10 protein-coding genes are annotated in these 12,221 nt (G+C 60.4%); 3 read left to right on the top strand and 7 right to left on the bottom strand.

The features are described 5' to 3' along the window. Positions 1 to 21: 21 nt before the first annotated feature. Entirely contained in the window at positions 22 to 561 is a 540-nt protein-coding gene (locus tag ACR3FF_RS04560; protein WP_458186518.1) for a DedA family protein, read from the bottom strand. A gap of 321 nt (positions 562 to 882) precedes the next feature. Here ACR3FF_RS04560 and hemB point away from each other — a divergent pair, with 321 nt between their 5' ends. Both hemB and ACR3FF_RS04550 read left to right on the top strand, forming a co-directional pair. Next, positions 883 to 1,863: a porphobilinogen synthase gene (hemB, locus tag ACR3FF_RS04555; protein WP_458186443.1), complete on the top strand. Its 981-nt coding sequence runs from the start codon at positions 883 to 885 to the stop codon at positions 1,861 to 1,863. 487 nt (positions 1,864 to 2,350) lie between these two features. Then, positions 2,351 to 4,039 (top strand): ammonium transporter, encoded by a 1,689-nt coding sequence (locus ACR3FF_RS04550; RefSeq protein WP_458186441.1) that lies wholly within the window; start codon positions 2,351 to 2,353, stop codon positions 4,037 to 4,039. A 42-nt stretch (positions 4,040 to 4,081) separates the two neighbouring features. Here the strand turns inward: ACR3FF_RS04550 and ACR3FF_RS04545 are convergent, their stop codons facing one another. From ACR3FF_RS04545 to ACR3FF_RS04525, 5 genes are all read right to left on the bottom strand, one after another. Further along, on the bottom strand, positions 4,082 to 4,852 hold the full coding sequence (locus ACR3FF_RS04545) for a DUF7089 family protein (protein ID WP_458186439.1): 771 nt from the start codon (positions 4,850 to 4,852) through the stop codon (positions 4,082 to 4,084). Between the two features lie 270 nt (positions 4,853 to 5,122). Continuing rightward, entirely contained in the window at positions 5,123 to 6,601 is a 1,479-nt protein-coding gene (locus tag ACR3FF_RS04540; RefSeq protein WP_458186437.1) for an MATE family efflux transporter, read from the bottom strand. A gap of 312 nt (positions 6,602 to 6,913) precedes the next feature. Then, entirely contained in the window at positions 6,914 to 7,651 is a 738-nt protein-coding gene (locus ACR3FF_RS04535; RefSeq protein ID WP_458186435.1) for an OapC/ArvC family zinc-ribbon domain-containing protein, read from the bottom strand. After that, positions 7,651 to 8,037, bottom strand: coding sequence for a DUF2073 domain-containing protein (locus ACR3FF_RS04530; protein ID WP_458186433.1), 387 nt, complete (start codon positions 8,035 to 8,037; stop codon positions 7,651 to 7,653). The genes ACR3FF_RS04535 and ACR3FF_RS04530 overlap by 1 nt, the downstream gene beginning before the upstream one ends. A 5-nt stretch (positions 8,038 to 8,042) precedes the next feature. Next, a complete protein-coding gene (locus ACR3FF_RS04525) occupies positions 8,043 to 8,684 on the bottom strand; it encodes an Era-like GTP-binding protein (RefSeq protein WP_458186431.1) in 642 nt (213 codons plus the stop codon). A gap of 1,642 nt (positions 8,685 to 10,326) precedes the next feature. Here ACR3FF_RS04525 and ACR3FF_RS04520 point away from each other — a divergent pair. Next, on the top strand, positions 10,327 to 11,817 hold the full coding sequence (locus ACR3FF_RS04520) for a Cdc6/Cdc18 family protein (RefSeq protein ID WP_458186430.1): 1,491 nt from the start codon (positions 10,327 to 10,329) through the stop codon (positions 11,815 to 11,817). 159 nt (positions 11,818 to 11,976) lie between these two features. On the opposite strand, the gene ACR3FF_RS04515 is transcribed toward ACR3FF_RS04520, so the two are convergent. Next, positions 11,977 to 12,219 carry a ferredoxin gene (locus ACR3FF_RS04515; RefSeq protein ID WP_458186428.1) on the bottom strand — a complete coding sequence of 81 codons (243 nt, stop codon included), beginning with the start codon at positions 12,217 to 12,219 and terminating at the stop codon, positions 11,977 to 11,979. Between the last annotated feature and the right edge of the window lie 2 nt (positions 12,220 to 12,221).

Here is a 12,221-nt window from a genome sequence, read left to right as displayed (position 1 = left end):
GTCAGTGAACCGTGATATCTGTCAGAACGGGAGCGATTCGAAGAGGCCGAATTTGAACGAGTAGATGTAGAACGCGGCGAGCCACGACTGGAAGACGAGCGTCCCGATAGCCGAGAGGACGACGAACTCCCAGTCACGCATCTCAGCGAACCCGGCGGGGACGGTGAGCATGCCGCGAGTGAACAAGAGAGCGTTGCTCACCGGGACGACGACGCGACCCCACCGCTGGAACCAGCCGTCGAATCGGTCGAGGGAGGATTCGCTGATACGGAACCAGGGTTTCTCCAGCAGGTACTCTCGTCCGCCGCGTTTCGCCAACGAGAACAGCGCGTACTGCCCGACAGTCGCGCCGACGACGGCGACGAGAATGATGATGCCGACGCTCTGATAGTCGTCCGGCGACGCCATGACGTGAACGGAGACGGGAACGAGGGTCTCGCTGGGGGCGAAGTACAGCAGCATCGCACCCTCCAGGATGAGGATGAGAAAGAGCGCCATGAGACCGTACTGGTCTAACCACTGCTTTGCGAGTTCTTCGTCGCCGACCACGAAGAGCGCGATGCCGACGAGGGCGGCGAGTGCGACACTGGCGACGAGTAAAATCACGCCGTAATCGGCGACGAACGTCCGAAGCGACCGCGACCCCGAGGCGAACGAGAGGAGTGCCAGCCCGAACACCGCACTGGCCAACAGGCCAATGGGCAGGGTCGTCTCGGCTGCGACGAGCGAGGCGATATTCATCTGATACGAGTATTGCTGTGATAGAGTAAATGCGTTGTGACCCGTGGCTGGAACGATGCGGTTTCGAACGTACGTAGACTACTGCGAGTTCGCGCGTTCGACGAGTAACACCTTTTTGAGCGTTCCGCGGGTAGCACCTGTATGAACCCAATCGAGCGTCCACGCCGTCTCCGTCGGGACGGTCTCCGAGAGATGGTCAGCGAGACGACCCTCGACGCGAGCGACCTCATCGCCCCCGTGTTCGTCGACGCGACGACGGACGAACGAGTCGCCATCGAATCGATGCCGGGACACGAACGAGTCCCGGTCGACGAGAGCGTCGCCCGCGTCGAAGAAGTGATCGAAACAGGCGTCGAGGCGGTGATGCTGTTTGGCATCCCCGAATCGAAAGACGACCGCGGCACTCGAGCGTGGGTGGAAGACGGCGTCGTGCAGGAAGCGACGCGCCACGTCACGAGCGAAACCGACGCCACGGTCATCACCGACGTCTGTCTCTGTGAGTACACCGACCACGGTCACTGCGGCGTACTGGAAGAACACGCGGCCGACGACCCGCGACTCACCGTGAAAAACGACGAGACGCTCGACCTCCTCCAGAAAATCGCCGTCTCACACGCCGAGGCCGGGGCCGAGATGGTCGCACCCAGCGGGATGATGGACGGGATGGTCGGTGCGATTCGCACCGCGCTCGACGACGCTCGCTACTCGGACGTTCCCATCATGAGCTACGCCGCGAAGTACGAATCGGCGTTCTACGGTCCCTTCCGCGACGCGGCGGACGGTGCCCCCGCTTTCGGGAACCGCCGTCACTACCAGATGGACCCGGCCAACGCGCGTGAAGCGATACGCGAGGTCGAACTCGACGTCGAACAGGGTGCGGACGTGCTGATGGTCAAGCCCGCGCTCCCGTACCTCGACATCGTGCGCTCGATTCGACGGGCGTTCGACCACCCCGTCGCCGCGTACAACGTCTCCGGAGAGTACGCGATGCTCCACGCCGCCGCCGAGAAGGGGTGGTTGGACTTAGAGGAGACGGCACTGGAGTCGCTGCTGTCGATAAAACGCGCCGGGGCAGATCTGATTCTGACCTACTTCGCGGAGGACGTCGCGAACAGGCTGTGATGGCTGTGTAGGGGTCTAGCCGGGGATACCAGTCGGGGTAGCTACCACGGATGCGTTCTTCCAATCGACGGGTGTCGAGCCGTGGTGTCCCGTCGCCGCCGACACGCTTCGACGGTGAATCGCCCCGAGAGCGCACCCGAATCAGCGGAGAGACGTCGTACGCTCCTGCGCACCCCGGTCGCCGATCCCCGTCTCTCGCTACCGACCGTCACTGGACGAACGTTCGAAACGCGTGCTGACGAGCGTCCAACTTCTGGACAATATACAACCTAATATCGATAATATCCCATTGTAAACCGGACGCGCGTCTAATAGGACACACGATTATCGTGATTTATAAACGATTACGCTTATGTAGTGTTTTGACGTCACGATATACCGTGACGAAGAGCACAAACCCAGAAGATTTTGCGATAATCATGAACAGTTGTCCAGACGACCTGGTCGAACTACCCGAACCGGAGCGCAGAGGGGAGGTCGAAGCGCCGTGACTCCGAACGACCTTCGGGTTCTGGCCGAGGGCATCAACCTCCTCTGGGTGCTCGTCGCCACGTTCCTCATCTTCTTCATGCACGCGGGGTTCGCCATGCTGGAGGCCGGACAGGTGCGTTCGAAGAACGTCGCCAACCAGTTGACGAAGAACCTGCTCACCTGGAGCGTCGGCGTCCTGGCGTTCTTCCTGGTGGGCGCGGCGATTTCGAACGTCGTCGGATATCTCACCGGCGCGACCGGCGCGTGGTCTGTCGGCGGCGAGTTCGCCGCCGTCCTCGACCCCGGCGGCGTAAACGCCTGGGTGGACTGGTTGTTCGGCGCGGTGTTCGCCATGACCGCCGCGACCATCGTCAGCGGGGCCGTCGCGGGGCGGTGTAAACTCCGTACCTACGTGACCTACACCGTTCTGCTGGCGAGTCTCGTCTATCCGGTCGTCGTCGGCTTCACGTGGGCGGGCGGCATCCTCGCGACCATCGGGTTCCACGACTTCGCGGGCGGGATGGTCGTCCACGGGATGGGGGGCGTCGCCGGACTGACCGCGGCCTGGGTCGTCGGACCGCGCCTCGGTCGGTTCGACGACGACAGCAGTGTGAACGTCATCCCCGGTCACTCCGTGACGTTCGCCGTCCTCGGGACGCTCGTCCTCGCCTTCGGCTGGTACGGCTTCAACGTCGGTACCGCCGCCACGGTGTTCAGCGTCGAGGACGGTGCGCTCTCTCTGGCCGCGTTCGAGACGGTCGGTCGGGTCGCGCTCGTCACGACGCTCGGGATGGCCGCCGGTGCCATCGGTGCGGGTGGCGTCTCGCTGGTCCGCACCGACAAGGTGGACACGCTCTACGTGGCCAACGGTCTCCTCGCCGGTCTCGTCGGCGTCACCGGTATCGCCGACGACGTCGTCTGGCCTGGCGCTATCGCCGTCGGCCTGCTGGCCGGTGCACAGCTCCCCTTCGTCTTCGAGTTCGTCGAGAAACGCCTCCGCATCGACGACGTGTGTGCGGTCTTCCCGGTCCACGGCTCTGCCGGAATCCTCGGGACGCTGGCCTATCCGTTCGTCGCCGTCGGTACGTGGGAGAGTTTCAGCGTGGGCGGGGTGCTCTCGGGACTCGCAGTACAGGGTGCAGGCGTCGTCCTCATCGGCCTCTGGACCGTGCTCGCGACCAGTGCCGTCTTCGGCGGTGCACGTGCGCTCGGGCAGGCCCGCGTCACGCCCGAGCACGAACGCGAGGGACTCGACATCGCCGAACACGGCGTCGAAACCTACCCCGAATTCGGCGTCGGCGGGCCGGGTGAGGTGTCCGCCGACCAGCTGCGGGCCGACGGCGGCGGGATTCCGAACGACGGTGGAATCAAGCTCGTCACCGCCATCGTTCGCCCCGACAGGCTCACGAAGGTAAAGCGGGCGCTCGCCGACGTCGGAGCGCCGAGTCTGACGGTGACGAACGTCAGCGGGCGCGGGAGCCAACCCGCCAAACTCGGCCAGTGGCGCGGTGAAGAGTACGTCGTCGACCTCCACCAGAAGGTGAAAGTGGAGTGTGTCGTCGCGGACGTCCCCACAGAGGACGTCATCGACGCGATTCGTGACGCCGCGAACACGGGCGAACCCGGCGACGGGAAGATATTCGTCGTCCCCATCGAGGACGCCTGCCAGGTTCGGACCGGAAAGCGGGGGACCGAAGCAGTCTGAGGTGGCCACCGTCGGTGGTCCTGCAGACTGGAGCGGCCAGCACTAACCGATCGTCTTTTCCGTCCACTTGATCGCGTACTCGACGCCGTGGTCGCGGTACGCCTGCGTGTCGAGCGCGGCGAAGGGCGCGGGCGGTTCGATACCGTGTTTGATGGCGCTGCACGCGAACTCGGCGGCGTTCGGAAAATCCGTCCGACCGGTGGCGACCTCGCGAGCAATGTCGTCGAGTCGCGGTTCGATTCGTTCGCCGGCGTTCCGCCACGCGTCGAACAGGCGGGAGTGGATTCCCTCCCAGTCGGCGAACACCTCGCGGGTGTGCAGGCCCTTGTAGGCGTCGTACAACGCAGTCGCGAGCTGGTACGTTCCTCCCGTATCGAGTTGGGTGGCGTCGGCGAACTCCGGATAGTGTTCCTCGAAGAACCCCAGGAAGTGCTCTGGGAGGTCCAGACCGACCTCGACCAGCGCCTCCGCGAGCAGGAAGTCGACGAAATCCTCGGGCGACCCCTCGACGCGCGCTTTCACGAAGAGAACGGGCGGGTCGGTCTGGCGCGTCCACGCCACGCTTCCATCCCCAGGCATCCCGACGACGAGGTCGGTTCCGGCGAATCGCCGGAGGAGTTCGGGAGCGTCCGCTGGAAGCCACTCCTCGGGTGCGGTAAACGGCCGGATGTCGTCAGTCAGGAAAGCGAGGTCGTCCCGCACCGGGACCGGGAGCGTCTCGAAATCGCGGTTACAGTCGAGGACGAGCGCACCGGGTACACGTTCGTCTCGAACCGCCGCCACGTCCTCGGGGAGCGTTCGTTCGCTGAACATCAGGCGATGAGCCAGGCGTTGATGATGACAGCGATTACGGCCAGCGCTGTCAGTCCGACGGTCGTAACGACGACTTTCGTGGATGTGCTCATACCCCGTAGTTTCCACTCGAACGCTTAAAACCTGCCTACTCCGGGCGGAACCCCTTCATTTCCACTCGAAATCCCCTTCGACGTCGAAGATTCGCGTACGAATCGGTTCGTGGTTGTATCGACACCGAGTCGCGCGGTTGTATCGTCGTATCCACCGTGATTCGTGCAGTCGTCCACCTCAATCGGCGCGTGTACCCGCACCTGCGTCGGACTCGCGGGCGATTCGTTTCCACTCGCCCGTCCAGAACCGGAACGTGTTGACGCCCGCTCTGAAGTACATATCGCCGAGGATTGCGGCGTAGACACCGAGCAGACCGAGACCGATTCCTGGCGTGAACGACCAGCGACCGAGCGAGAAGAGGACGACACCCGGCGGAACTGAGAGAAACGCCACGGGCAGTTTGTAGAAGTAGGTTCCCACGAACGTTCCGTACAGCGGCCACCTCGTGTCGCCTGCACCGCGCAAGCTACCCCGCATCGTTCGGGAGATGCTAAACGCCGCGACGCCGAGTCCGAACACGCGAACGAACTCGACGGTCAAATCGAGGTTGGTCGTCCCGAAAGCGCGGGCGATGGGGCGTGCAGCGACGATGAGCGTGACCGCGAGGAGCAACTGGGTCGCCAGCGCGATGCGAAGGGTTTGCCAGCCGTACTCGGTCGCTTCCTCGTCGTTTCCTGCGCCGATGCTCTGGCCGACGAGCGTACTGGAGGCCGTCGAGTAGCCCCACGCGGGCATCAGTGCGAGGAGCATCACCCGCCGACCGATAGCGTAGGAGGCGACGACGCCAGTTCCGAGGGTGCCGAGCACGAAGAGAAACGGAAATCGACCGAGCGTCCGCGAGAGGCGAGTTCCGGCGAGTGGGAGTCCAACACGGACGATTTCGTGGGCGATGGCGGTGTCCCACTGCTTGCCGCCGAGACGGAGTTGAACCGAGTACCGCCCAGAGAGCAAGACGGCGGTGAACAACACCGCCGCGAGCGTGTTGGCGATGGCAGTACCCCACGCTGCCCCCCTGACGCCCATCGGGTCGAACGGACCGAGGCCGAAGATGAGAACCGCGTTCAGGACGATATTGGTCGGGAGCGTGAGCAGGCGGATGTACATCGGGGTTCGCGTGTCGCCGCTCCCTGCGAGCGCACGGGCGGCTATCATGCTCCAGAATCGAAACGAGACGGAGAGCATGATGATTTTTAGATAGAGTGCGCCGAGTTCGATGACGCGCGGGTCGTCGGTGAGCACAGCTATCATCGGTTCCGCGTAGAACCACGTGGCTGCCGTCATCGGAACCGAGACGACGAGCGAGAGCCACAGCGATTGTTTGATGGCGAGGTCCGCTTTCGCGTGCTCTCCAGCCCCTTTGAATCGGGAGACGATGCTTATCGTGCCGCTCGTGAGTGCCAGCGAGAGACCGAACGGAATGAAAAAGTACTGAAAGCCGAACTCGAGTGCCGCGACTGCGCTTTCGTCGAGGGCGACGCTGACCATGAAAAAGTCCGCGACGCGAAGCAGGGTTCGCATCCCGCCAGTGACCATCACCGGGACGGCGAGGTCGAACGCCTTCTCGCCTTTCTCTCGGTCGAGCAATCCGAGGCGAGCGAGGGCGGCGGGAAAGAGAAAGAGCACTCGCTGTACTCGTTGTCTCACGTCACCGAACATTCATTCGTGATTCGGAAGCCGTACTGAAGGCTCTTGGCAATGCGGCTATCGGTTCGACGTACCGGAACGTCGGTCCACGAGACGAAAGGCCATCGTTTCGGGTGGAACGTCACGTTTCGACGCGTACCGCATCGAACGCCGACGTGAGAAAGCGAGCGATCCAGATAGTCAGCGTATATTCGTCCACCTTCGTCCGCGAGTAAGTTTCGAGTTGCTCGGTCGGATTCGTACGGCGATATCCGTCCCCGGAAGGGAAAGATCATCCCTGCTATCGCGTCCGTTACGACGATGACAGGTGAGAGCTCGAAACGGTTAGCTATCGGCCGAACCCGCCCACGAATCAGAGACCTGAATCACGTACCGACCGTTCTCTTTGAGCGCGATGATGTACTCGTCGCGTTCGTACAGTTCCATCAGGTTGAGTTCGTACTGTCCCGGTTCGACGATTTTGATGCTCTCGAACTGGCTGTTGAGTTCCTCGCGGAGTTCTTCGAGACTGGGCTGGGCGTCATCCTCCGGTTCCACGACCGTCCCATCCTCGTCCGTCGCTGGTGGCTCGGGAAGTTCATCGTCGGTGACGACGTCCGAGCGTGCACTCGCCTGAGCCCGGTCTTCACCCGGTTCGCCAGCCGACGCCTCAGTTTCGTGCTCCGACTCTTGCTGTTCGGCCGTCGCTTCGGACGGTTGCTCTCGTGGAGAGCCCGCGGGGGAACCTTCAGAATCGGCTGTGCTCACCGCAGCCGAATCTTCGGCCTGCTGCTCGCGGTCGGCGTGTACTGGTTTCTGGTCTTCGCTCGAGCCAACCCAGTCTCGGACGGTGGACGCAGCACGCCCGACCGCCCCGGAACTCGATGCACTGGAACTCGTCGCGCTGGAGTTCGCCGTACTACCGGTGCTCGTGGCAGCAGGCTCGGAGGGCTCCGTTTCGTCTGGAGACACACCGGCAGGCTGGAACTGAAACTTGTTCCCACCGCAGTTCGGACAGCCCGAAAGCATCTCTTTCGACCCATCGGCGAACGTCCGCCCGCAGTTCGTACACTTGTGCGGCATTATTTCCGTGAGATGAGAGCGCTTATGAGATTCTCATCTTTGTGGAGCGTCTCGATCTGATTCGCGGGGCCGATGACAGTGAGTTTCGAACCGGACGATTCACGACCTATCAAGCGACCGAGCAACCCGCTGTCGGAGGTCTCCGAGCGCGGATACGTTTCGATTTCGATACCACTGAACTCGTCGGGACTGATTTCGGTCATCGTCACCTCGATGAGTTTGCTCTCCTCGTCGGGGGAGAGCCCTTCCTCCAGGATGACGATGTTACCCTCGCGGACGCCGTCCAGTATCATTCGAATCTTCTCCATACTGGTCTTTCCCGACATCCGCTCACCACCGATGAGGTCAATCTGGACGCCGTCGTCTGATTTTTTCACTTCTGGCATCGAAATCACCCGAAGTACTCCGCTATCTTCGTGTACACTTCGTCCATGTTGTCTCCTTCCAGTGCCGAGAGCGGAATCGTCTCGTGCTGTGGGTAGGCGTTCCGAATGCGCTGGACGCTCGAATCCTCGAGGTCGGTTTTGTTCGCGAGGATGAGCACCGGCAGGTCCTGACTCTCGATGATACCGATGAGCATCGTGTTCACCTGCGTGAACGGGTCAGTCGAACTGTCGAGTACGTAGATGACGCCGTCGACGTCCTCCCGAAGCCAGTGCATCGCCTCCGCGACACCTTCGGTTGCCTCGCGGGAACGACGAACTGCGTCCTCTTTGTTCATGTCGTGTTCGAGGAACTCCTCGTAATCGACTTTCGTCGTGACACCCGGCGTGTCCACGATGTCGATGGTGACGGTTCTGCCGTTTCGCTCGATTTCTACGTTCTCTTTCCTTCGCGCGCGTCGTGTTTCGTGTGGAACGTGACTCTCTGGGCCGACGGCGTCGCCAGTCCAATCCCGAGCGATTCGGTTGGCGAGCGTCGTCTTTCCGGCGTTCGGCGGTCCATAGATACCAATTCGTTTCGGCTCTTCTGAAGAGAAGAGCTTATCGGTCACACGTGTTATACTTTGCCTGAGACCTGTAAACAATCCCATCCTTTTCCTCCCAGACCCCTGCCGTCGGGCAATCTTACCGTAGAGGTCTTCTGTCGGTCGATTTGTACCGGACACGGGGCTGTTGCGCGTAGAACTTTACGCCATTCACTTAAACCTACGTCAGACAACTCTTGACACAAACAGTCTAAAAATGGTGGAAGAAATGAAACCTTAGATACATTTACGATTCGGAACGAGAAACGAGATCGTTCGGTAGCACGGTCGACGGAGGAGGGTAGCAGTGTGATTCGCGTCGGGGAATGTTCCACCTGAAACGGAGGGGTGCTAGGGTTAGAGAGGAGTGTCGAGCGGAGATTTCTGAGGCGAAATTCGTGGAGATACTGGTCGCGACGGCTGGTTTCGACGTGCGAATCGTGAAGTGCAACGCTAGAACACGGGCGTATTACCGAGTGCGATGGGGGTCGCCCTTCGGACCCGTCGATGGTCCCCGTCGGATAGGTCGGTGGAAGACGGGACACCCCCACCCCTTCGTTTCGAGTGGAACGGAGGGGGAGACAGGGTGTGGGTGTCAGGGACGGATAACTTACAGACACGACGCCCTTCTAGATAAATACTAGAATTGGTTTGCGGATATTGTTAGTTAGATGTTGTAATAAAGGTTCCTGTTCTAGAACCACGCCACCCCCCTCCCCTTCCTTTTCTCCACTCCACCCGAAACGAAGGGGTGGGGGGCGTGGATGTTACTTGTCAACACCTATCATTCATCCATCCATCCATCCATTATCCTCCGTCCGACATCCTTCATTCGACGTGGCGTGACGACCGCACTCACCCCATCAACCGCTACTCACACCATCGACAGTCTCTCCCCTCTCGTCTGCTCTCGACGAGTCCGGCAGGTTCAACGAGAACCCTTCGCGAACTCGTTAACGTCGGGGCCGGTGAAGACCTGCCGAGCTCTCGCACCGTCGAAAACCAGGACTTCGCTGGCTTCTTCGGAATTCGTCGCGTTCGACGTCGTTCGAATGGAAGTGTGTCATAGTCGAAAGTATTCGACGAGGATGGGCGAAGTCCCGGGCCATTCCACCCGAAACGATGGCCTGGACGACATTTCGAACGGGTTCTCTTCCAGTAACGTTCGGCTCTTCTCTCGACACGCTAACTTTCCTACCGCAAGTCAGGTTTTCACCCTGAATTTTCCTTTCTGCTCGCCACTCCACTCGAAACTCGGGGGGTAGTACCCCGACCAGATACGTCTTCGATAAGTCACATTCCATATATAGAAAAGGATAACGAGCAGAGAGAGAACGGACAGAGCACGAACAGACGGTGAACGAACGGTTCACGAAACGGTCGGCAAACAGTACAGACGATGGGACGAATCGGACTCGTCGTACATCGCCGTACACCGAGAGTCGCCCTCGAATCGGTCCGATTTCGGTGGGTCGATTCCGGATATCACCGATTCGACGTGAAGCAGAGGCCAGAACCCGTATTTTGTTCATCATTCCCCGAATGAGAAAGATTTTAATACTCTGGTACACCTTTTGTTCATCTGCATCAACTGGACGCGCTGTCGTTTCTATCGGGCGCGAATCGGGACGCTCTTCCCGACGTTACCCCGTCTCTCGCCGTACAGCGCGACACCTCCAGTGGAAACGAAGGGGTACGTAGCCGACACATGCCAAACGAGAATAGCAACCCACCGGACGAACGCACCGGCACGAGAAGCGGTTTCGAAGGTGTGGAGTTAGACGACGTCGTCCTTGACGACACGAGTGAGGGCAATCAGGGATTGTTCGACGATCTGCTCAGCGGAGAGCCGATCTTCGAGAACAAGGAGGTTCTCCGCCCATCCTACACACCACACGAACTCCCACATCGAAAAGACCAGATCAACCGCATGGCGACCATCCTCGTCGCCGCGCTTCGGGGTGAGACTCCCTCGAACATCCTCATCTACGGGAAGACGGGTACCGGGAAGACGGCGAGCGCGAAGTTCGTCAGTCAGGAACTCGAACGAACATCCCAGAAATACGAAGTTCCCTGCGAAGTCGAGTACATCAACTGCGAGGTAACCGACACGCAGTATCGCGTACTCGCACAACTCGCCAACAAGTTCATCGAGAACAATCAAGTAGACATCGACGAACGAATCGAAAATCTCGAAGACATCCGGGAGGGGACGGCGGCCGAACCGGTTCAAATCGAGAACACCGACTTCTCGTCGGTAGACGAAATCGAAGACCGCATCGACCAACTGGAGGACGACGCGGAGACGATGGAACCAGTTCCGATGACGGGGTGGCCGACCGACCGCGTGTACAACACGTTCTTCGAAGCCGTCGATTATCGAGAGCGCGTCGTCGTCATCATGCTGGACGAAATCGACAAACTCGTCGAGAAGTCGGGTGACGACACGCTGTACAACCTCTCGCGGATGAACTCGGAACTCGAAAACTCGCGAGTCTCCATCATGGGCATCAGCAACGACCTGAAGTTCACCGACTTCCTCGATCCCCGCGTCAAATCCAGTCTGGGCGAAGAGGAGATCGTTTTCCCGCCCTACGACGCGAACCAACTTCGCGACATTCTCCAGCATCGAGCCGACGTTGCCTTCAAACCCGACGCTCTCTCGGACGACGTGATTCCGCTGTGTGCAGCGTTCGCCGCACAAGAACACGGTGACGCCCGACGCGCACTCGACCTCCTCCGCACTGCGGGTGAACTCGCCGAACGCGACCAGGAGGAGTTCGTCGAGGAAGGCCACGTCAGAAAGGCACAGGACAAAATCGAACTCGACCGCGTGGTCGAAGTCGTCCGAACCCTCCCGACGCAGTCGAAACTCGTACTCTACTCCACCATCTCGCTCGAGAAGAACGGCGTCCACAACATCAACACGGGTGAGGTGTACAACGTCTACAAGCACCTCTGTGAGGAAATCGACGCCGACATCCTCACGCAACGCCGGGTTACCGACCTCATCAGCGAACTCGATATGCTCGGCATCGTCAATGCTGTCGTCGTCTCGAAGGGTCGCTACGGTCGCACGAAAGAGATCAGCCTCTCGGTTCCGATCGACGAAACCGAGGCCGTCCTCCGTTCCGACTCGCGACTCGGCGACATCGAGAACATGCAACCGTTCATGCAACAGGCGCGCTTCGACAACTGAGTCTCCGTACCAGTACCCGTTCGACACCACTCACAAACGAGAACAGACCCTACGAATTGGCAACCTATTTCTCGACCCGCACCGATTCTCTCCGGCGTTCTCCACTCGAAACGATGGCCTTCGAAAATCTCTTGGAAACTGACTTCCGAAAAAGACCCTTCAGACGATTTGCTCGCCGTCGTCGTCGTACACTCTGATGGCGTCGACGGGACAGACGCGGGCGGCCATCTCGGCGTCGAACTCCGCACCGTCGGGCACCTCGCGGACGAAGACGTCCTCACTTTCTTCTTCGCTCTCCAGCAGGTCGGCTTTCCCCTCGTCACGATTTTCCACGAACGCATCCCATTCGGCGGTGCACTGATACATTCCGGTACACGTGTCGCGGTCGAATTCTATCTTCATAT

The sequence above is a fragment of the Haladaptatus ordinarius genome (assembly GCF_054177595.1).
The sequence above is the reverse complement of the archived record's forward strand: the minus strand, read 5'-3'. Positions and strand labels throughout refer to the sequence as shown.

Coding starts and splice junctions, on each gene's coding strand:
- ACR3FF_RS04545 (WP_458186439.1), bottom strand. CDS start 4,852: ATGTTCAGCGAACGAACGCTCCCCGAGGACGTGGCGGCGGTTCGAGAC.
- ACR3FF_RS04520 (WP_458186430.1), top strand. CDS start 10,327: ATGCCAAACGAGAATAGCAACCCACCGGACGAACGCACCGGCACGAGA.
- hemB (WP_458186443.1), top strand. CDS start 883: ATGAACCCAATCGAGCGTCCACGCCGTCTCCGTCGGGACGGTCTCCGA.
- ACR3FF_RS04515 (WP_458186428.1), bottom strand. CDS start 12,219: ATGAAGATAGAATTCGACCGCGACACGTGTACCGGAATGTATCAGTGC.
- ACR3FF_RS04525 (WP_458186431.1), bottom strand. CDS start 8,684: ATGGGATTGTTTACAGGTCTCAGGCAAAGTATAACACGTGTGACCGAT.
- ACR3FF_RS04540 (WP_458186437.1), bottom strand. CDS start 6,601: ATGTTCGGTGACGTGAGACAACGAGTACAGCGAGTGCTCTTTCTCTTT.
- ACR3FF_RS04530 (WP_458186433.1), bottom strand. CDS start 8,037: ATGCCAGAAGTGAAAAAATCAGACGACGGCGTCCAGATTGACCTCATC.
- ACR3FF_RS04535 (WP_458186435.1), bottom strand. CDS start 7,651: ATGCCGCACAAGTGTACGAACTGCGGGCGGACGTTCGCCGATGGGTCG.